At 43.1% G+C, this 20,673-nt stretch carries 17 protein-coding genes, 1 pseudogene and 1 riboswitch; of the genes and pseudogenes, 7 read left to right on the forward strand and 11 right to left on the reverse strand.

Annotation, left to right across the window (positions count from 1 at the left end; translation table 11 throughout):
* Both HPC67_RS10505 and HPC67_RS15950 read left to right on the forward strand, forming a co-directional pair.
* Nucleotides 1–1,233, forward strand: a complete 1,233-nt coding sequence (locus HPC67_RS10505; RefSeq protein WP_217587613.1) for a carboxylate--amine ligase — start codon at nucleotides 1–3, stop codon at nucleotides 1,231–1,233.
* A complete protein-coding gene (locus HPC67_RS15950; protein ID WP_217587614.1) occupies nucleotides 1,196–2,377 on the forward strand; it encodes an ATP-binding protein in 1,182 nt (393 codons plus the stop codon). Before HPC67_RS10505 ends, HPC67_RS15950 begins: the two co-directional genes overlap by 38 nt.
* Before the next feature lie 354 nt (nucleotides 2,378–2,731).
* Here HPC67_RS15950 and HPC67_RS10515 read toward each other — a convergent pair whose 3' ends face one another.
* The gene (locus HPC67_RS10515) at nucleotides 2,732–4,012 is read right to left on the reverse strand and encodes a lipopolysaccharide biosynthesis protein (protein ID WP_217587615.1); all 1,281 of its coding nucleotides are present in this window, start codon (nucleotides 4,010–4,012) and stop codon (nucleotides 2,732–2,734) included.
* Between the two features lie 133 nt (nucleotides 4,013–4,145).
* On the opposite strand from HPC67_RS10515, the gene HPC67_RS10520 reads away from it, so the two are divergent.
* Together HPC67_RS10520 and HPC67_RS10525 are read left to right on the forward strand one after the other, a co-directional pair.
* Nucleotides 4,146–4,343 (forward strand): hypothetical protein, encoded by a 198-nt coding sequence (locus HPC67_RS10520; protein WP_217587616.1) that lies wholly within the window; start codon nucleotides 4,146–4,148, stop codon nucleotides 4,341–4,343.
* Nucleotides 4,344–4,362: 19 nt separating this feature from the next.
* The gene (locus HPC67_RS10525) at nucleotides 4,363–5,220 is read left to right on the forward strand and encodes a hypothetical protein (RefSeq protein WP_217587618.1); all 858 of its coding nucleotides are present in this window, start codon (nucleotides 4,363–4,365) and stop codon (nucleotides 5,218–5,220) included.
* 38 nt (nucleotides 5,221–5,258) lie between these two features.
* Here HPC67_RS10525 and fosB read toward each other — a convergent pair whose 3' ends face one another.
* From fosB to HPC67_RS10550, 5 genes and pseudogenes are all read right to left on the reverse strand, one after another.
* Nucleotides 5,259–5,672, reverse strand: coding sequence for a metallothiol transferase FosB (fosB, locus tag HPC67_RS10530; RefSeq protein WP_217587619.1), 414 nt, complete (start codon nucleotides 5,670–5,672; stop codon nucleotides 5,259–5,261).
* A 216-nt stretch (nucleotides 5,673–5,888) separates the two neighbouring features.
* A pseudogene (locus HPC67_RS10535) lies at nucleotides 5,889–7,091 on the reverse strand (M20 family metallopeptidase).
* A gap of 19 nt (nucleotides 7,092–7,110) precedes the next feature.
* The gene (locus HPC67_RS10540; RefSeq protein ID WP_217587620.1) at nucleotides 7,111–7,983 is read right to left on the reverse strand and encodes a MetQ/NlpA family ABC transporter substrate-binding protein; all 873 of its coding nucleotides are present in this window, start codon (nucleotides 7,981–7,983) and stop codon (nucleotides 7,111–7,113) included.
* A 28-nt stretch (nucleotides 7,984–8,011) separates the two neighbouring features.
* Nucleotides 8,012–8,674 carry a methionine ABC transporter permease gene (locus HPC67_RS10545; protein WP_217587622.1) on the reverse strand — a complete coding sequence of 221 codons (663 nt, stop codon included), beginning with the start codon at nucleotides 8,672–8,674 and terminating at the stop codon, nucleotides 8,012–8,014.
* Nucleotides 8,664–9,689, reverse strand: coding sequence for a methionine ABC transporter ATP-binding protein (locus tag HPC67_RS10550; protein WP_217587623.1), 1,026 nt, complete (start codon nucleotides 9,687–9,689; stop codon nucleotides 8,664–8,666). Before HPC67_RS10550 ends, HPC67_RS10545 begins: the two co-directional genes overlap by 11 nt.
* A gap of 141 nt (nucleotides 9,690–9,830) precedes the next feature.
* Nucleotides 9,831–9,948, reverse strand: a riboswitch (SAM riboswitch).
* A 362-nt stretch (nucleotides 9,949–10,310) separates the two neighbouring features.
* On the opposite strand from HPC67_RS10550, the gene HPC67_RS10555 reads away from it, so the two are divergent.
* Entirely contained in the window at nucleotides 10,311–12,380 is a 2,070-nt protein-coding gene (locus tag HPC67_RS10555; RefSeq protein WP_217587624.1) for a methyl-accepting chemotaxis protein, read from the forward strand.
* Nucleotides 12,381–12,448: 68 nt separating this feature from the next.
* Here HPC67_RS10555 and HPC67_RS10560 read toward each other — a convergent pair whose 3' ends face one another.
* The 4 genes from HPC67_RS10560 to HPC67_RS10575 form a co-directional block, all read right to left on the reverse strand.
* Nucleotides 12,449–15,004: an ABC transporter permease gene (locus HPC67_RS10560; RefSeq protein WP_217587625.1), complete on the reverse strand. Its 2,556-nt coding sequence runs from the start codon at nucleotides 15,002–15,004 to the stop codon at nucleotides 12,449–12,451.
* On the reverse strand, nucleotides 15,001–15,684 hold the full coding sequence (locus HPC67_RS10565; protein ID WP_217587626.1) for an ABC transporter ATP-binding protein: 684 nt from the start codon (nucleotides 15,682–15,684) through the stop codon (nucleotides 15,001–15,003). Before HPC67_RS10565 ends, HPC67_RS10560 begins: the two co-directional genes overlap by 4 nt.
* A gap of 369 nt (nucleotides 15,685–16,053) precedes the next feature.
* Complete coding sequence (locus HPC67_RS10570) at nucleotides 16,054–17,055, reverse strand: sensor histidine kinase (RefSeq protein ID WP_217587627.1); 1,002 nt, start codon at nucleotides 17,053–17,055, stop codon at nucleotides 16,054–16,056.
* 2 nt (nucleotides 17,056–17,057) lie between these two features.
* Nucleotides 17,058–17,741: a response regulator transcription factor gene (locus HPC67_RS10575; protein ID WP_217587728.1), complete on the reverse strand. Its 684-nt coding sequence runs from the start codon at nucleotides 17,739–17,741 to the stop codon at nucleotides 17,058–17,060.
* Between the two features lie 624 nt (nucleotides 17,742–18,365).
* On the opposite strand from HPC67_RS10575, the gene HPC67_RS10580 reads away from it, so the two are divergent.
* A complete protein-coding gene (locus HPC67_RS10580) occupies nucleotides 18,366–18,668 on the forward strand; it encodes a hypothetical protein (RefSeq protein WP_217587628.1) in 303 nt (100 codons plus the stop codon).
* A 149-nt stretch (nucleotides 18,669–18,817) separates the two neighbouring features.
* The gene (locus tag HPC67_RS10585) at nucleotides 18,818–20,023 is read left to right on the forward strand and encodes a DUF819 family protein (RefSeq protein WP_246569965.1); all 1,206 of its coding nucleotides are present in this window, start codon (nucleotides 18,818–18,820) and stop codon (nucleotides 20,021–20,023) included.
* 155 nt (nucleotides 20,024–20,178) lie between these two features.
* Here HPC67_RS10585 and HPC67_RS10590 read toward each other — a convergent pair whose 3' ends face one another.
* Nucleotides 20,179–20,508, reverse strand: a complete 330-nt coding sequence (locus HPC67_RS10590; RefSeq protein ID WP_217587629.1) for a hypothetical protein — start codon at nucleotides 20,506–20,508, stop codon at nucleotides 20,179–20,181.
* Between the last annotated feature and the right edge of the window lie 165 nt (nucleotides 20,509–20,673).

Consider the following 20,673-nt stretch of genomic DNA (forward strand, 5'->3'; position numbering starts at 1 on the left):
ATGAAGCGAATAACGATTGCATTTCTTGATGGAGATAAGCGGTCGACATTAGCAATGATTCGATCCATCGGCAAGCAAAAACAGTATCGTATTCTCGTCGGTGGAACAGGGAAATCAGCGTTTTGTCGGTATTCTAGATATGTCGACGGATCCTTTCTATATAAAGATCCGTCTCAAAGCTATGCGCAATTTGTTGATAGTCTTCAACGGGTACTTGATACGGAAGAACCAGATTATATTTGTCCAGGAAGTGATCTGACGTTATGTGCCATTTATACATCGCCAATCTATGAATCCATCAAAGAGCGATTGATTGCACCGCCAAAACATATGTATATGCAGGCATCTGATAAAAAGCAAATAACGGAATTGGCGGAAGCGTGTCAGGTGAAGACGATACCGGAAGCGACTCCCCATACGGCCACTTATCCCGTTGTCGTTAAGCCAAAGCTGTCCCGCTTCTTTGTAGGCGATCAATTGCAATACGGGTTTAGGCAATTTGTTCAAAACGTGGAAGAATGTGATAAAGCTGTTGAAGCAATGAAACCCCATGTTGAACCGTTAATCCAGGAGGTCATCTCGGGAAAAGGCTATGGCGTTTTCGCGGCTGCGAAGGATGGTAAACCGATCGTTTATTTTGCCCATGAGCGGATAAGGGAGGTGCCACCAGGCGGAGGTGTGAGTACATTAAGACGGGCAAATGCTGTGCACCCAGCCTTGAAGGAGGCAACCGAAAAAATCATTCGTCAATTAAATTGGACGGGTATTATGATGGTTGAATTTAAAGGCGAATCAAAAGCAGAAGCTTACTTTATGGAAGTGAATGCACGTCCATGGGGGTCTTTAGATCTTGCTGTCCGTTCTGGGGTTGACTTTCCTGGGCTCATGATCGATTTATTCGTGCATGAACATAGCTTTGAACAGCTCTTTCAGACATACAATCGTAAGCCATACAAGCCGTGCTATTCAAGGTGGATTATTGGAGAACTCAATTATATTCGTTATGTGCTAACGAGTGCGCGTCCGTTTATGGAAAAACTGCGGCTTATGTGTCGCGTCATGAAGCCACATCGGCGTGAAACGTATGATACGTTACGATGGACCGATCCGCTACCGTTTATTGCTGAATGTGTGAACGTGATAGGTGGGGTCCGCCTTAAGAAAGGCAGTCGCTCTAAGAAAGTTGGTGGTTTAGGTGATTCGAGCAAAAGCCTTAAATCGGATCAGATCTAAAGGGTGTGTGGCGGTTGTATTAGCCGATAACTTAGGGGCGTTAGCACTCGTGCGACAGCTAGGAGGCATGGGCATCCCAGTGATCGTATTTGGCAGTGATGTCGTTCAAGCATCGCGGTTTGTGACAGTGAAATTTAGTGTAAGCAACGATGCTGAACTCAAAGAGAAGCTAATCGAACTCCCTGATCTCGTCCGCGTCCCGCTCGTGTTATTGACAGACGCTGACCATTATGTAGCGTTCATTCATCAGGAATGGGAAACGCTTAGTCCGTTGTATCATATACCATCCTCAACTAGGAATGGGGCATTGACGGATAAAACATCGTTAGCCGAGTTGAAGGATGATGCTGTTCATATACCACAGATGTATTCAAGCGTCGAACACGTCGAAACACGTCATCTTCCTGTCATCGTGAAACCGCTTCTTAACGCCCAGCAACAAGCAGAAAAGGGTATTTCGAAGGCTTATATGTGTCACACCATTTCTCAACTAAAGGAAACGGTCTCTCAGCTAGAGCAGCAGTGTGTACCATTTATGAACCAGCAATTAGTTGTTGGTGCTTCGCCAGTTTATAGTGTTCTTATCTATCGTGGAGCAGATGGAACCGTCATGCATGGCTTTACGAGTCAGAAGCTGCGCAGCTTTCCACTGGACTTCGGTACGGGGACGATGCAGGTTCTTACGGAAGCGCATCAGCTTCTTCACATCAGCCGTCATTTAATGAAGCGGGTGGATTATGTCGGTATCGCTGAGTTTGAATTTAAATTTTGTCAAAGACGCCAGCAATTTTATTTGATTGAAGTGAATGGCCGTTTTCCGTTACATAGCGCGTTGCTCCAGCACGCTAATCCGACTTTTTTACACGGGATTATAACTGATTTGGTCGGTGACGTGCCTCAGTTAAGAAAGCGAAAGAACCTTACGAAGCCCGTCGCTTGGTTGTACGCAATAAATGACATCCGAGCCTTGAAGGTAAAAGACATTATACCTGCTTATTTTAAACTGTTTCACACATATCACGTCCAAGCTGCACTTTGGTCTTTCGGTGACGTGCGCCCAGCTGTGGCACATATCAAATATCTCGTTTGCAAAATGATATGGAAGAGAAAAGCTTCGAATATGAATGTGTCTTTATTGAAATGAAGAGGTTGGGACATAACTTAAAGTTTAACTCAAAAGACGAACAATGCGCACCACTAGCTCCGGAAATATACGCAAACCTTTGCGGGAGAAAGGGAAGGCAAGCTAAAGTGGCAACGACAATCGCCACGCCATCATGACCAACGTCCTGTAGGCCCGACAGAATCGGCGAGAACGCCCGCGGAATCGGCGAGAACGCCCACGGAATCGGCGGAATCAGCCACGGAATCGGCGAGAGCGTCCTCGGAATCGGCGAGAACGTCCACTAAACCGTCCGGGTTGTCGGTCGCGATGTATATTTCCGGAGCGGTGGTTTTATTCGGGTTTTGATTTCCCCGACGTCCTTGCTTTTGCTTGTCAGGGGTGATGGAGATGCTTGCGGTTTTGTTCGTCTTTTTGGAGCGCCCACCATGAGATGTATCCGTGTATGATAAAACCACATGAAGCGGCTATGCTCAGAACGACTAATGTATGGATGATCGATAAGCCCCCAATATTGGCCGCTATGAATGCCCCGCCTACAAAAGAGATGCGAATGATTTCTCTAATCAACTGCAAGCCTTGACGTTCTAATATGAGAAGCGTTGACGCAACTGGAATTGTCACAAATTGAAACAGATACATGCTCGCTAAAATCGGTATAAAAATGCCAGCTTGCTTCCATTCATTACCGAATATAATTGGAATGGCCCATGGTGAGACGATCGAGATGAAAATCATAGCAGGTGTCATGATCAAAAATAGTGTTTTAATGGTTTTCAGAAATAGCGGCTTAATTTTTTCTGGCTCAGAATGGAATAAAGTAGATGCCTCAGTATAAAACACATTTCCCACAGACGTTCCAATTAAGTTCAAGGGTGTCCCTAAAACGCGCTGAACGAGTAAATACAAACCTGTCACGCTTGCTCCGAATTGAAGCGTCAGCAATATAATCGGAAGCTCGACGGATACTTGCCGTGTGAGCGATGAAGGACTTGATAATAGCGGGAATTTCTTATATCGAGATGCAAGATGCCGAAGCTGCTTTAAGGATAGCTGTGTAAAATGGGGCTTGTCCGTTCTCGCGATGGTGACCATGAGCCGAAAGGTGCCAATCATGCGACCTAAGACGTCCCCGGCAAGGAGAAAGAGCGGACCTTTTAACATAAACCCTCCAGCAATTTGTATCGTTGTGATGCCAATGCTGTTCGTTACTTTGGTCTGAGAAACGGCTGTATATAGCTGCTGACGAAATGCCCATTTACGTAATACATTAAAAGCCCCAATACCGAATAAACCAAGGGGAAGACATATGACATATAAGTCCGGTATTGTGAACGGGTCTTTCAACAGTGCAGCGAGCGTCCCTGTTAATAAGACAGTTATCACAAGAACACAAAATGATAGAACCGTGATATGTGCTCGATCTTTGATGTTATCCGGTAGTAGAATCGCATAATCATATTGTAATGAACCAATTGAAGCTAGAATTGCCAAAGTAGAAAGATAGACCGCAAGAACCCCTAGATCACTAGGTGTGTAGAGTCGGGTTAAAATAGGCGAAGCGAGGAAGACGATCGCTTGCGCTAAGCCTGTCCCACTCGTTAGAATAAGAATTTTTTTTACATATGGTTGCGTCATAAAAGCAAACTGCTTCACGCTCGGCACATCCTTTTAACACATATAATATAAAGTATATGTATAAGTGTTATAAGAATGATATGGAGATTTATGGATATTCAAAATTGTCTTTGCTAAGATAGGAAGAGATCTATTTTATGGGGGGAGAAAAATGTACCTAAAGGCATTTAATTATACGCTTATGGGTGTTGTTGGAGTATTCTTTTTTGGTAGCTTTCTAATGGAATCGAAAGCGATATATGCGCTTGGGGGCACTATTATTTTGCTAGCTGCAATTGGTGCATGGCTCAATACGCGTGTCATTCTTAAAGAACTAGCCGATCTAAAGAAAGAGATGAAAGACTGTTAACAGGAAGAGGGTGTTTAACTTGAAGCATAAACGTGATTGGGTGATCGGGGGCGCACTCCTTATAGTCATTATTATTGGATTTAACGTGAATAGTTCTATATCCCATATGAAGTCAGACATGGAACAAATGGCTGAGAATCAGCATCATCGTTTAGATCGTATGGAGGATAATATCTACAGGCTTTCTGACGACCTCACCACACAGTTAAAGCAATTTAATCAAGAACAGATGTGGATACAGGGCCAAGCGTATAATGTGCTTAAGACAGACCTTGACAGCAATACTGTTCGAGTCACATTGAACTGGCAATTGAAAGAGCTTGCAAACGATGCCGATGTCTCTTTGTTGGTTCGTGAGAGCGATAACCATGAATGGCAGGTGCTTGAGGTTGAGGAATCAGGTGGTCTGAATTATGCTGTTACACATACATTTTCATTGAATCATAATTATGATGCACAAGTGATTGCGAGCTCGGAGGAAAGTCAAAAGAGCGCGGCGTTGCTCAATTTGAATTTTGCTGAGATGATGCAGGAGCGTATTGCAATTAACGCACACATTACGTCATTGTTTTCGGATAGTCGCTTCAGTGTTGATGTATTCATTCATCGATCAGAAGACGGAGAAGGCATTTTTAAGGAAGAAACCGTTGGTGCCATCAAGAAAGCAACGGCTTACGTATATGTTAAAGGAAAGCTGTTGGAGGAGGTTGATCTACTTTCAGAAAATGAATACCATCATAAGAGCCCTTCTAGTGAAGAACTTCACTTCATAGACACGATTGAATTGAAAGAACAGACTGATGATATAGACGTACGCGTCATTGTTGAAGATGAACGAGGCTTGAAATATGAAGGTGAAGGGGTCATTATAAATTGATGTCATTAGGGGCCCAAAATTAAAGGCCCCCTTCATTGTTATTTATAAAATATCATATGTGGTTTTTCTTCTTTATAATAATTCAGTCTATCTTGTAGCGTACCCGTATGAAATTCAAATTTATGACCGTCGGGGTCTGTGAAATAGATGGAGTGTTTGTCTTGTTCAGCTCTTTCTCTCCCATTGAGAATATGAACGCCGAGCTTTTCTAGTCTGTGGAGCGTGTAGTCAAAGTCTTTTTCATCAATGGAAAAAGCAATATGGGTATAGGATTGGTTAATGTCGTTTCTCGGGATATCTTTTTCTTCATTTAATGCAATCCATAATCCGTCAAGGTCAAAATAAGCTGTGCGCCGTCCTTTGACTAAAAGCTCCGCATGGAATACGTTCTGGTAAAATTCTATTGATTTATCAAGATCGGAAACAGAGAATAACATGTGATTAATGCGCATTTTGACCCTCCTGTACTTAAATTAATTAAGCCTATTATAACACTTTGGGCGGGCTTAAATTTTCCTGTTTGTTATGATTTTTATGACGTTCCCTTTATACCTTGAAAAAAAGGTGTTGTTCCTCTGGATCTCTTTAATGTGTTTGGGTAAGTCCGTGTCTAGAACGATAAAACAGACTTCTGAAATGGCGTTCAGAAGTCTGCTTTAGTCTGTTATTTAGTTTTTCTCAGCTAGTGCCTTTTCAAAGTTCTGCCGGATCCGGTGGAGTTTCTCGGCATCGGTTAAGAGGCGGTAGCCCGTTGCGGCGAGGGCTTTAGCACCGGTAATGAGCGCGCGATTACCAAGCTCCGATTTGGCGGCTTCGCGGAATTCGGCCGTGTGTCCGACTAAATCATCTGCACCTATTTTAATGAAACCGTGGGCTGTTGGAACCTCGTAGCTGATATTGCCGGCGTCTGTAGAGCCTTTTCCTTTTCCACGTTCCGTATGGACGACTTCTCCGAGTGCTTCAAGCTCTTCGCCAAGAACGCTGTCCAGTTCATCATTCAACACGAAGTCCTTCACTTCATTTTGGAAACGTTCCACATCGACGGTTGCTCCGGTTGCGAGCGCAGCGCCTTCAGCGATGGCACGCACTTTTTCGGATGTTTCCACAGTTTTTTTCTATGTTTCTGCCCGGATGTAAAAGCGGGCGGCTGCGTATTCAGGAATGATATTTGGCGCATCACCACCATGGGTAATAATGCCATGAACGCGCACGTCTGATGGAAGCTGCTGGCGCAGGGCATTGATCCCGTTAAAAAGCAGGATAACGGCATCAAGAGCGTTGATGCCTTTCTCAGGCGAACCAGATGCGTGTGCTGGCTTCCCGTAAAAGTGGAAATTGAGTGGGTCAACGGCGAGCGTTTCGCCGGATAGAGCTGTCTTCCCTGACGGATGCAGCATGAGGGCGACATCAACATCTTTAAGATAGCCATGCTTCACAAAGCTGCCTTTCGCGCTCCCATTCGGGCCGCCTTCTTCAGCAGGTGTGCCAAGGACGACAACACGACCGCCGGTTTCTGGTAGTGCATCGGCTAATGCGATCGCGGCCGCAACGCTCGTCGTGCCGATGATGTTATGTCCGCACGCATGGCCTAAGCCAGGCAAAGCGTCATATTCGGCGAGGAAAGCGACTGTTGGACCCTCAAGCCCAGAATCCTTCACGGCGTAGAAGGATGTTTCGTGACCTGCGACAGCTTTATCAACGTTAAAGTCAGCGGCTTCTAAAAGAGCGATAAGCGTGTCGCTGGCGTAAAATTCTTCGTTACCGATCTCCGGGCGGGCATGAATATCCTGGCTGGTTGCAATATAGTGATCACGTCTCTGTTCAATAGCATCATACAATAATTGCTTTGGTTCATTTGAAACTTGAGTCATCATAAAAACCTCCAGTATATTATTTTTTTAAGCTTTCGAATGACTTGTCGAGCTGGTCTTGTGTGAGCTTGACGAGGAAGGATCCGCCATTTGTATCTGCTTCGACCGCTTTAGCAATGTCGTCCTCCTGATAAAGCTCGGCAATGCGTTTGTACGTGTCGTTGTTTTTGTTTTTACCACTTACAGCCAGGATGTTGACGTACGGGTGGATACGCTCATCAGATTCTTCCTCTTTGAAAATTGGGTCTTCTGCGGGTGAAAATCCGGCTTGACCTGCGACCCCGTTATTAATAACAGCGGCTGCGACATCTGGCAGAACACGCGGTGTTTGCTGAGCTTTCATTGGGATAATGTCTAGGTTTAATGGGTTTTCAACGATGTCTGATGGTGTGCCGAATAAGCCAAAGTCCTCGGTCAGTGTAATGAGACCGGCGCTTTCTAAGAGACGTAATGCCCGTGCTTGGTTGGATGGATCATCTGGTAGGGCAATTTTGTCGCCTTCTTTAATCTCGTCAACGCTAGTGATTTTTTCTGAGTAAAGTCCCATCGGAGCGAGCATCGTTGAGCCGATTGGAACAATATCTTGGCCGCTTTCTTTAACGAACTGACCGAGAAATGCGATGTGTTGGAAGGCGTTCATGTCAATGTCCCCTTGAGCGAGGGCATTGTTTGGCAATGTATAATCAGCAAACTCGATGAGCTCGATTTCAATCCCTTCTTTGGCGGCTTTTTCTTTTAAAATCGGCCACTGAGCACCGTCTGTTCCGTTCACCCCGATTTTAACGGTGACGGTGTCTTCTGAATCTCCATCCTTGGCAGCTGTGTCATTTGAACAGGCTGCAATCACACTTAAAGTCAATACGGCTAAGCAAATCAATAATCCTCTTTTCATACTAAAACACCCCTTCTGTATGCCGTTCTTAACGGCGCATTAATTTTTTTGATAATGTATTTCCGATCCACTGTGCCAACTGCACCATGACGATGAGGATGATGACGGTGACGAGCATGACGCTGCCGTCAAACCGTTGATAGCCATATGTCATGGCGATGTGACCGAGGCCACCGCCACCAACAGTTCCTGCCACTGCTGAGAAGTCGAACAGTCCAACACAGATAAATGTGAGACCAAGAATGAGTGGGCCAAGTGCTTCAGGAATTAAAATGGTAAAAATAATGCGTAATGGACTCGCCCCCATTGCTTGAGCGGCTTCAATGACACCGGGATCAATACTGACGAGGTTGTTCTCGACAACCCGCGCGATAGAAAAGCTCGCGACAATCGTCATTGGAAAAATCGCAGCCGCTGTTCCGATCGTTGTTCCGACGACTAATCGTGTGAGCTGTGATATTGCAACAAGAAAAATGATAAAGGGAACAGGGCGAATGATATTAATTAAGATGTTTAATGCTTGAAACACCCATTTATTTTCGAGAATGTTATTGTCGCGTGTGACAAACAGTAACAGCCCCATTGAAATGCCGATAATTGAACCGAATATAAGCGTCGCAACGACCATAATGAGTGTTTCTCCTGTTGCTTCAACAATGCGTGGCCAAAATGTCATCCAATCAACCTTCAATGTCCGTCACCTCCTCAAGTGTAACGATGTCATTTAATGCTTCTAGTGTCCGACTAATCGCCGTCTCTTGACCGGTAAACGAAACGATTAGATTACCGAACAGTTTATTTTGGAGCTCCTGAACAGAACCGTAAACGATATTAAAATCGACGTTGTGCTTTTTTGTAATGCTTGATAAGACAGGATCGTTGGTCGTGTCTCCGGTAAATGTGACACGATAAAGTGACCCTTCATTATGTCGCCGCCATTCCTGTAAAATGTGTGCGGACGGCAGGTCTTGCTGTACTGAACCGATGAATCGGCGTGTTGTCGGGTGCTGTGGGTTCGTAAATGTATCAAATACCGGTCCGCTTTCAATAACAGCCCCGTCCTCCATAATGGCGACTTTGTTACAAATCGACTGAATGACATGCATTTCATGGGTGATCAATAAAATGGTAATGCCAAGCTCCTGGTTAACCTTTTTTAACAGCTTCAAAATGTCGCCCGTCGTTTCAGGATCGAGTGCAGATGTTGCTTCATCACAAACAAGGACATCTGGGGACGTTGCGAGGGCCCTTGCAATGCCGACGCGTTGCTTCTGTCCGCCAGAGAGCTGATCAGGATAGTGCTTCGCTTTATCAGTGAGCCCGACGAATTGCAATAGCTCCTGAACACGTTCGGTAATTTGTGTCTTTTTCATTCCGGCGAGCTTTAACGGGTAAGCGATGTTCCCAGCAACGGTACGTGAGTTAAACAAATTAAAATTTTGAAAGATCATCCCGATATTTTGTCGTTCTTCTCGCAATTTTTTCGGTGATAACGTGCTAATATCCGTTCCTTGGATGATCACTTTTCCTGCTGTTGGACGTTCAAGCATATTGACAAGTCTAAGCAGTGTTGATTTGCCAGCGCCACTAAAACCGATAATCCCAAAAATATCCCCTTGTGCGATCGTTAAGGATACATCTTTAACGGCTTGAACCTCTGATTTTCCGATATAAAATGTTTTAGATACATGTTTGAATTCGATCATGCTATGACCCCCCTCGGTGTTCTTCGTTTAAAGAAATGTGTGAGTTCGTGTACCCAACAATAAAAAAATCCCTCCTTTTCTTAACGGATAAGAAAAAGAGGGATTCCCATAGCATGTAAGTATGTATGAAATCTCATCTCGTTCTTATCTTTCAAATGCAGACACGTGTCATGCATTTGTGGGAATTGGCACAGCGTTCCAAATGGAATCTGTTGCCGAGACGTCATAGGGCCCATCCCTCAGTCTCTCTTGATAAGAAAATAATGAAAAATGATTTAGTTTTAATTAATAAATGTAAGTGTATACGGGGTTTTGGCTAAAGTCAATCGGTTTTATGAAATAAAAGTATTCAGATAACGGTTGTTAAAATGTCAAAAAGCTCATGTCTCTACACTTGCGATATCCCTCAGTGTTCGTCAGTTAGAAAATAGAAATATACAATATATGTCATTTTTAACACTTGAAATTTACTTTAAAAAAACCGATATCAATAGTGTGGGGAAATAGAGTCATATACTCGATTTTCGCACGATTGTTGTTTAACGTGCAGGTTGAACAGCCATTGAAGTATCAAACGCTTTCTTCGGTAACATCAAATATGATGTAGAGGAGAAGGCTATTTTGAAACAAAAAAAGAATCGCCAAGCAGAAGGATCTCAACATTTTTGGAGAAGCATTTCATTTAAAGTTGCCATGGTGCTGTTGGCAGCGGTTGTAGTCGTCTTTTCAGTTACCGGTTTGCTCATCTTTTCGTATACGAAGTCATTGTTGATTTCGAATGCTGAGGCGAACGTAGAGACGAAAACAGAAGCTGTATCCAATCAGGTTAATAGCATGTTCTCAGAAAAAAGTGCGATCGTTCGACAGATTGCATCGAATCAGCAAATAGCAGATTACTTAGAATCCGCTGCGAATCGTGATGAGGCTTTAACCGATCCGAGCTACCGAGGTGTCATGGACTCTCTGAATAAAATCGTTCAGACCGACAAAGATGTCGCCATGGTATGGGTGGCCAGCAAGAAGGGGAATTTCTTAATCGGTAATGATGACCTTATTCAGGATGAAAGCTTTGATATAGAAACACGTCCTTGGTATGAGCCAGCATTAAACGAAGAAGACGTTTATTTTACCGAGCCTTATATGGATCAGGTATTTGGTAAGGTCATCCTTAGTGTGATGAAACAAATTAAGGTGAACGGCCAACCATACGGCTTCGTTGCGATTGATATTTTCCTAGATGATTTGCCAAATATTATGCAGACGTATACGAAGGATGAAGACGGCTATACATTTTTACTAGGTGCAGATGGTACGGTCTTGTATCACCCTGAAGAGTCACATATTTTAAATGATAAATTACAAGATTTAGAGGGTGACCTTGGTTCAATTGGAGAGAATATGATTGCCGGCGAATCAGATATGAAGACGGTAGATGTGAATAATCGTAAGGAATATATCGGTTATGCACCAATTACCTCAACAGGCTGGTCAGCAGCTGTTGCACTCCCAAGAGAATCAGCTCTATCTGAATTATCCTCGTATACGACCAAAATGGTCAGTTACTTTAGTATAGCGAGTCTATTTGTCATTTTGATCGGCTATGTTTTGACCCGTTACATGCTACGTGCAATCCCTACCATTACATCACGTTTAAAAGAAATGGCTGCAGGGGATATGACGACGCGAATCGATATACAGTCAAAAGATGAAATTGGTCAAGTGGCAGATAGTATTAATACGATGATTGAATCATTTGCTTCAACGGTTGATCATATGAATGACTCAATAGAGCGGATGAGTGCGTCGTCTCAACAATTAACCGCTGTTTCAGTCGACTCAGTTAAATCGTCTAATGAAGCGGTCGAAGCCATTCAGGAAATTGTGCGAGGTGCTGATCAACAAGTAGAAGCGGCTGAACAAACCTCCTTATCAATGGAAGAAATGGCCGCCGGTGTACAAAAAATTGCCGAATCTGCCACAGCTGTCTCGGAACAGACGAACGGGTCGGTAACAGACGCAGAGAATGGCTACAGAGAAGTTCAAAAGGCCATTGAAAAAATGAAGCGTGTCAAAGAGACTGTCGGTGTTTCTGCCGAAGAGCTGAAATCAATGGAACAGCATTCGAAAAAAATTGATGAAATGGTGTCAGGCATTAATGATATTGCCACGCAAATTCAGCTGTTATCTTTAAATGCATCTATTGAAGCTGCAAGGGCTGGTGAACATGGCCAAGGATTTGCAGTTGTGGCCGAGGAAATTAAAAAGCTGTCCCTTCAGTCCCAGGAGTTCTCAGGAAATATTACAACAATTATTCAGGACATTCATTCTGTTACATCTAAAGCAACTGGTTCAATAGAGCAGGGTGTCATAGATGTTGAGGAAGGATCCCAGATTTTAAACCGTTCAGGTAAGGTTTTCGAGCATATTACGAACGCATTTCAGTCAATTGCTGACCAAGTCCTTGAGGTGTCCAGTGCATCAGAACAGATGTCAGCTGGAACAGAAGAGGTTACGGCAGCCATGAACGATATTTCAAACGTGACAAAGGGATCGTTTGAATTTACCCAAGGCATATCCGCTGGATCAGAAAGACAGCTGCAGCTTATGGATAACATCTCAGAATCTGCGAAAATGCTTAGTGATATGGCCGAGGAAATGCAAGACATCTTAGCACGATTTAAAACAAAATAAATCTATCGGATAAACATTTGATAGAATACTGAAAAAGCAAGGGGCTGTTGTCCCTTGCTCTTTCTATATCAAATACTTTCTTGCTTCAATGCTTCTATGATGTTTTCTTTTTTCACCTTCGAGCTCGAATAAAGCATGGCAGAGCCAACGATTGTAAACACGCCGATGATGACGTACAACATATCTAACAGTGGGAGTGTGAAGGCAAAATCAAACGAATTCATCAGTGACATATGAATTAAATACATGACACCAATGCTGACTGGCAAGCCATACAGAAGGGATTTGATTCCGTAAAACAAGCTCTCATAATTCATCATTTTGTTGAAGCTCTTTGGCGTCATACCGACGGACTTAAGCATGGCAAATTCACGTTTTCTTAAAGATATGCTTGTAGAAATCGTATTAAAGATGTTTGCGATTGAAATGGCTGTGATCAATGCAATGAACCCGTATACGAATACAGACATCATTAACGTCATTTGCTCCATTTGTTGCCGACCTTGATAGACGTTGTAAATGCCTAAATTGCCTTCTCGTATCGCTTCAATTTGTTCTTGCGTCTTCATTGGATCCGAGCTTGATAAATAAAATCTCGTATAAACACCTGCATCGGCGGCATCATTCAGGATTGCGTCAAGTGTTTGTTTTGAAATGACGACATCTAAGATACCAGGAGCTGCTTGCTGATCCATACCTGTAGGCGTTTTATCGGTGACAGCGGCAACTGTAAGGTTACTATGAATATCGGTCTCAGCCTTAGATAATTCAAACGTCTCACCAACGTCTGTGTGAATGGCTTTTGTCACTTTGAATTTACCAGTAGTCTGATCACGATAATGAACGGTATCAATGACAATGGCAAGGTGTTGATCCGTATTTGTTAGTTGATTGACATCTGTTCCGACAGACTTAGCATACGCCTCCAAACTATCCTCATCGAGTGCATTCAACCTGATATAGTATTCGAATTGCCCGTTCTTAAACCCGTCAGTGTTTTCCCTTAGATCATAAGCGGTTTTCTCTTTGTCCACCCATGACGTCAACGCGACTTCGTGAATGACCGTTTTTTCGGTCACCGTGTCTAAGTTGCTCACACCTGAAATGAATGTATCAGAGAAGCCGCTGCTCGTTGTCATAGCAATGTCATAATCCCTGCCTTCTTCTGCTAGGTCATATGATTTTTGTAAACTGGCTGTGAAAAAAGAAACACTTAAAAATAGAACGATACTGATCGCCAAAGAAAAAATGGTAGCCTGATAGCGTCGACGATTCCGTTTCATATTTTTCAATCCAATTTCAGCTTCAATTCCGAACAGCTTTCGGGTTAATCGTGATGTTTTGACCGCCTTCCGAGACAGCTTAACATCAGTTGCTTGTCGAATCGCATCAATTGCGGTAATTTTAGATGCGCGTTTGGCCGGAATATAAGTTGAAATAAAGATGGTTAAAATTGAGACGGCACAAGCGGTGATGAGTGACCACGGTGTAACCGTCAAGCTCAGCGATTGATCAATACCGAAAGCACCCTGAATCGTATTGTTGATAAACAGAAATGTAATTCCAATACCGGCAAGTCCGCTCAAGATGCCGATCGGAATGCTAATCAAGCCGATAATGGCCCCTTCAAAAAATACTGAATTCCGTTTTTGCTTTCGTGTGGCCCCAACACTTGAGAGCATACCTAAATGACGGGAGCGCTCCGAAACCGATATGGCAAATGCATTGTAAATTAATGAGACAGAACCAACAATGATGATGGCTATGATGATTGCTGACAAAGCGAAAAGGGTTTTTTGGAAGGCTTTATCATCTGTCACGCCATAAAAACGGAGCAAATCATTATTGAATTGAATCGCATTAGACTCCATGTTAATGTCGCTGGCGAGTTGATCGGCATGGTCGTATAAGGAACGGTTTACGTCGTTTAAAATAACAGAAGCATTGACATGAGCGTTTGACATCGCATCTTCATCGAGTAAGGTGATAACCGTATAACCAGGCGACCATGTTGGTTCCCACGTTGGGCGATCGATGACGCCGACGATGGTGTATGATTGTGTTTCTTTTATTTCAAGTGTCTCTTTCCCAGCCTCTTCTAACGGATAGGTTTGATCGAGTGTGAGATTTTCTTCTGTATTCAAGCGTTCGCCAATATCAAGCGTCAATGTGTCTCCGATTGCAAAGCGCACATGTGCATTCGTTTCAATATGCTTGGAGATGACGATTTCATCACTTGCTTGGGGTAACCGCCCCTTGCTCAGTTCAATCGGGAACTTCGTAAAGCCTTTTTCATTGTACGCTTTCACAAACATATACGGTTTTTGATCATTCTCGCTGTCCTCAAGCATGGCATAGCCAATATCTTGGGACAAAATGACATCCTTTGTTGCCTCATCTTGTTTAATGGCATCAATTTGCGCTTCGTTTACATCCTTATATAAAACATGCCACTCTCCATTGTTAGCAATCTCTTGCTTTTGAACGAGGTTTAGAAAAGAAACAGCAAGGGTAGAAACCGCCGTTAACATAGCGACAGATATAATAACACCAAGGATTGTCACAAGTGTCCGCCGCTTGTTCTTCTTTAAATTACGGAGGGTAAGCTTGTTGACGATATTCATGACCGAACCACCTCGTCCTTAGCAATCCTGCCGTCTTCAATCGAGATGATCCGATCGGCTTGAAGCGCAATCCGCTCATCATGGGTAATGACAATCAACGTTTGATCATATGTTTTGTTGAACAACTTTAGGAGATCAACAATTTCGCTGCTGTTTTGACTATCGAGGTTTCCGGTAGGTTCATCAGCAAGCATGAGTGCAGGATTGCTAATAAGCGCTCTCCCGATCGACACACGTTGCTGCTGTCCACCAGAAAGCTGATTCGGTAAATGATTGAGCCGCTCTTTTAAGCCAAGAATGTCAACAATATCATTAAACTGCTTTCGATCAACCGGATGGCCATCCAATAGAAGTGGCAGCGTCATATTCTCCTCAACGGTTAATACCGGAATCAAGTTATAAAATTGATAAATCAAGCCAATTTGTCGCCGGCGAAATATCGCCAGCTGTGTTTCGTTCAAGTCATAAATCGGTGTGTTATGGATGCTTATGCTGCCACTCGTCGGCCTGTCCACGCCACCGAGTAAATGGAGCAACGTTGATTTCCCTGAACCAGAAGGTCCTATGATCGCAACAAACTCCCCTTTTTTGACTGAAAAAGAGACATCATCAAGTGCTTTTACTGCTGTCGCGCCTTTACCGTACACTTTGGAAAGATGATTTACCTGTAAAATATCCATGTTTTATACCTCCATATGTGCTTCTTGTCTTTAGTGTACCGATCCAAAGTGACAGTAACGTGAATCGCTCAGTGACAATTTAGTCACTTAAAGAGAGGGACTACCGATCCCACCGCTTGAAACCGCATATATCGTAAAAGAGCCGCATAAAATCAAAACGGTCCGTATAAATCGTAAAACAGCCGCATAACAAGAAATTCCACCGCATATATCATGAAACGTCCGCATAACCAATTGACCCGCCGCATAAAACCCATTTCAGCCGCATATCCCGTCCGAGCGAGGACTCTCAATTCCGAACTCAGCCTCATATCCAGTCTCTCAAATCCGAACTCAAACACAAATCCAGCTCGCGCCCACAGCGCCCAACTAAATCACCTGCTTATAAAACTTTATGGAAAATTGCGTGCCGTGACCTTCTTCACTGTCGACATCGATCGTGCCGTCCTGGGCTGAAATAATGCTGTGTGCCATGGCCAGTCCGATACCGACGCTGTCCGCACTCGCATGCTTCCCTTTATGGAATCGATTAAAAATGTGCGGGCGTTCCTCCTTTGGAATACCGACGCCTGTGTCACGAATACAGATCTCTGTGAACAGCACATTTTCCGAATAACGAATAGATAGTGCACCACCCTCAGGCGTATGCTCAATACAATTTTTGACGATATTGACGAGCGCTTCTGTTGTCCAATTAAAATCGCCTAAAAAAGAAATAGCCGCATCGCCCTCAATCGTCACGACAATATTTTTCACATCAATTGGAACGCTTAATGGCGCCAGTGCTTGATTCACGACGTCTGCCACACTGACACGCTCCCGTTTAAAGTGGGCCGTGCCAGCATCTATTTTAGATAGCTTTAATAAAGCGGTGACGAGCCAGTCGAGCCGCTCCAATTGCGTATGGATGTTATGCGTGAATTCGATGCGCTTATCCTCAGGCAAGTTCGGGTCCTCTAACAGATCGGTCATCACCCTCATTGATGTGAGGGGTGTTTTCAACTGATGGGAAATATCAGAAATGCTCTTGCTTAAATGAACCTTGTCTGCCTTAAGTAAGCTGCTCTGTTCACTTAAACGATTGGTCACTTTGTAAATTTCATTTTTTAAAATGCTTAATTCACCTTCAGCGTTATCCCGAACATCGAGTGTATAATTGCCATTTGTAATATTCCGCAAATAAGTCGATAGCTTTTTGATTTCCTGATAGCGCCATGCCGTTCCGAGCAGCATAAAAATAAGCACAAAAACCGCTAATCCAATGACAATCCATACCGAATAAGCCGGAAAGAATGCCGCCAGCAAAACAGCCAAGCCTGTTACCACAATTGATGCAACGGTTAGCCACCTAAATTCTTTATTGCGCCACATTATCACTCACCTGCCCTGTACCCAAGACCACGCATCGTTTGGATGAGCTTCGGATGCTGAGGATCATCCTCGAGCTTTTCTCTTAATCGTTTAATATACACCGTCAATGTGTTGTCATTCACAAAGTCACCCGCAACATCCCATATATGCCCCAACAGCTGATCTCGTGATAACACCTGTCCGGGATGACTGGCAAACGTCAACAAAAGCCGGTATTCTAAGGCAGTGAGTGGTATTTCCTGACCATTTTTCAAAACGATCGCTTGTGCTGTTTTAATCGTAACGTCCCCGATCGTCAGCACGGATTGTGTTACTTCTGTTCGGTCGTATCGCCGCTTGACCGATTTAATCCGTGACATTAATTCGCGAATTCGAAACGGCTTTGTAATGTAATCATCAGCACCCATATCGAGTCCCATCACAACATTGACTTCATCATCAACCGCAGTCAAAAAAATAACTGGAATATCAGCCTGTTGTTTAACGAGGCGGCATAAATCATAACCGCTGCCATCCGGAAGCGATAAATCGAATAAGCAGAGGTCAATCGTCTCAAGCTCTTTCGTAATCACCTTTTGAGCACACTGTGCACCGTGGCATAAAACAGTTGAATACCCTTCTTGTTCTAAAGAGTATTGCAGGCCGGATGCAATGGTATGATCGTCTTCAACAAATAAAATTCGCAACACCCATCATTCCTTCAAATAAATTTAACGACGCTTTATATAAGCGTTATGCCAGAGCACGAGCACAACGCCAAAGATTTAAAATCAAAACAACCCATGATTACCTTGAGTTTATCATAGATATCGGTTTTAAGCCGATCATGCCTTTTTATCCACGCTCAGACCGTGAAACACATCTTTTAAACATAACTCATGATAATCGCTGTTTAACTGCCTATATGTAAATGTTACCATTCGTGTCAGCGGTGTTTAAAAGAATAAATACAATTCTGAGCAGTGTTAACAAAAAACGCCGATCAATATCATAATTTTTAATGGGATGGAACGATGAACAAAATCGACATCTATTATGTGCTTGAACGCCTACTAGAACCGCTTGAGCACCTAACACACTTGTACATCAAAACTCCATAGATCATCTCTAAAATACGAACCCTCTGTCGTCTCTCTCTATCATAAATTAGGTTAGTCACGAAAAGCGATGTATTCACAAAATTGTAACGCGTGTGGCAAACATTGAAATTCAACACTTCACGAACATACATGAAATGTGTAAAATAGACATATCCTAAAAAACGCTCCAAACGTTTTTAGGAAAAACGGTTGTTCATTTCGGAGGGTCTAATGGAACCAATTGCTGTACAGACCTATTATCAGGTTGAGCGTCAGGTTGATCGCACAGGGCAGTCTCTACGAAAAGATGCACATTATCTTTATTTATATCAGACAATTGTCAGTTCAACATCTCACATATTTAACATTTCCGATGTCCATGATATGTCTTTTCGTAAAGTGGGTAAACAAGGTGGTCTCCTTTACTTGCATACAATTAGTGGCGTGCATGCTTATCCGGTTCACGCATCTCCCCATGCGTTTATGACTGCCTTTCATCGTCAGTTAAAACACGTCTCAGGACTGGACTTCTAAAAAACCGCTGATGAACTGACTGCTCGAACGATATGTGGTCTGCTCCTTCAATGCTTCGATCTGATTCAATCAACGCAAACAACTTAATAGATTGGTGAAGCACCACCATATACTTAAACACATCATGATTGATCTTAGGAGGAATTTATATGGACATGCTCTATGCTGCACCGCTCATTCAAGATCCGATGGCCATCTTCGCTTACTTGACGGCAGTTGTCGGTCTTATTTTTATTCTTGGGGAATCTAAACACCCTATTTTGGCAAAATTCTTTCACTATGCACCGCCGCTCATTTGGACCTACTTTATTCCAATGATATCCACAACATTCGACATCATACCGGATCAATCGTCACTGTATGATTTCGTCTCGACATATGTATTGCCATTTGGTTTATTGTTATTGCTATTATCAGCAAATGTACCAGCAACGTTGAAGCTCGGCTCAAAGGCATTGCTTATGTTTTTTGCAGGGACGATCGGAATTATCATTGGTGGTCCAATTGCTCTGGCAATCTTCCAACCGTTTTTACCTGAACAAGCTTGGACAGGTGTTGCCGCACTTGCAGGAAGCTGGATTGGTGGAAGCGCGAATATGGCCGCGCTCATTGAAGCAACGGGTACACCGCAGGAAATTTTATCCCCGATTATCGTAGTCGATACTGTCGTCGGTTATAGCTGGATGGGTATTATGATTTTCCTTGCTGGGTTCCAGCATAAATTTAACAAATGGAATAAAGCGGACAACTCCATTATTAAACAAGTGAATGAAGATATGGCCGCAATCGAACGAGAAAATGCGCGTCCTGTTGCTGTCCCACAGCTTGCCGCCATTATCGGTCTCGGGTTTGGTGTTTCGTATATCATCAGACAATTTTCTGAGACGTTGCCTGTCACATCAGTGCTCTCAGCAGGAACATGGACGATTATGATCATCTCAGCTGTTGGAATCATGTTGTCATTCACACCTGTTCGCAAGCTCGAAAATTACGGTGCGAGCAAAGTAGGTTATGCAGGTATTTACATTTTACTCGCAACAATCGGTGCCAAAGCAGACCTTGCCTATGTATTGGATGCGCCACAATATGTACTTCTCGGCATCGTTTGGCTCGTCATTCACGTCATTATTATTTTCACTGCCGCCCGTTTGCTGCGCGCGCCATTATTCTTTGTAGCTGTCGGATCACAGGGTAATATCGGTGGAACAAGCTCGGCCCCAGTTGTCGCGTCTGTTTTCCAGCCATCTCTTGCCCCGGTCGGCTTATTAATGGGGATTCTCGGGAATGTTGTTGGCACATACGCAGCTGTCATCACCGCCGCCCTTGCTGAATGGGTGTCCAAGTTTTATTTTTAACATAGTGAAGCAATAATACATTGTTATCAGTCGTATATGGTGATTAAAAAGCTCCCATTAAGGGGGCTTTTTGTATGTGGCATAACCTTATGTGTAGGATTAAGAATGTGTAGGATTAAGAGAAGGGAAAAGTGAATTGCTTTTAATAAACATCTTTAAATTTGCTTGATCTTATTTATTTTTGGTATAATCCCATATTCTAAAATTAGAATAACTAAAACAAATAAGAAACAAGCGATAGCGGTAATATTGCTTGTAAGCATATCTGAATTAAATATTTGAACATATATTGCTATGTTTAATATAAATGAAATCAAGAACCCTGCAATTGAAAAAGTTGTTATATATCTAGCTACTAACACCCTTTTCGAAATAACTTCTTTATTTTTGTGTATCTTTAAAAGAAATCTTACTTCCTGCATCAAAATATAAGAAAAAAATATAGCAAGTAAAATGACAATAGTATATGAAATAACAATAGTCATTATATCAACTCCTTTATTATACTATTTATATAGTAACAAAAATTGTCAGATATATATATGAAAGGTGAAAAGCCTTGCGAAATAGACGCCATAGGGTTACCTCTCACTGCAGGCGGCGACTCCTGCAGTGAGAGGAACAGCGTTATAAACCTTTTATATGAGTAA

The organism is Lentibacillus saliphilus, from assembly GCF_019093865.1.
Lineage (GTDB): Bacteria > Bacillota > Bacilli > Bacillales > Amphibacillaceae > Lentibacillus_B > Lentibacillus_B saliphilus.

Coding starts and splice junctions, on each gene's coding strand:
- HPC67_RS10505 (WP_217587613.1), top strand. CDS start 1: ATGAAGCGAATAACGATTGCATTTCTTGATGGAGATAAGCGGTCGACA.
- HPC67_RS10520 (WP_217587616.1), top strand. CDS start 4,146: ATGTACCTAAAGGCATTTAATTATACGCTTATGGGTGTTGTTGGAGTA.
- HPC67_RS10560 (WP_217587625.1), bottom strand. CDS start 15,004: ATGAATATCGTCAACAAGCTTACCCTCCGTAATTTAAAGAAGAACAAG.
- HPC67_RS10570 (WP_217587627.1), bottom strand. CDS start 17,055: ATGTGGCGCAATAAAGAATTTAGGTGGCTAACCGTTGCATCAATTGTG.
- HPC67_RS10590 (WP_217587629.1), bottom strand. CDS start 20,508: ATGACTATTGTTATTTCATATACTATTGTCATTTTACTTGCTATATTT.
- HPC67_RS10580 (WP_217587628.1), top strand. CDS start 18,366: ATGGAACCAATTGCTGTACAGACCTATTATCAGGTTGAGCGTCAGGTT.
- HPC67_RS10565 (WP_217587626.1), bottom strand. CDS start 15,684: ATGGATATTTTACAGGTAAATCATCTTTCCAAAGTGTACGGTAAAGGC.
- fosB (WP_217587619.1), bottom strand. CDS start 5,672: ATGCGCATTAATCACATGTTATTCTCTGTTTCCGATCTTGATAAATCA.
- HPC67_RS10540 (WP_217587620.1), bottom strand. CDS start 7,983: ATGAAAAGAGGATTATTGATTTGCTTAGCCGTATTGACTTTAAGTGTG.
- HPC67_RS10585 (WP_246569965.1), top strand. CDS start 18,818: ATGGACATGCTCTATGCTGCACCGCTCATTCAAGATCCGATGGCCATC.
- HPC67_RS10550 (WP_217587623.1), bottom strand. CDS start 9,689: ATGATCGAATTCAAACATGTATCTAAAACATTTTATATCGGAAAATCA.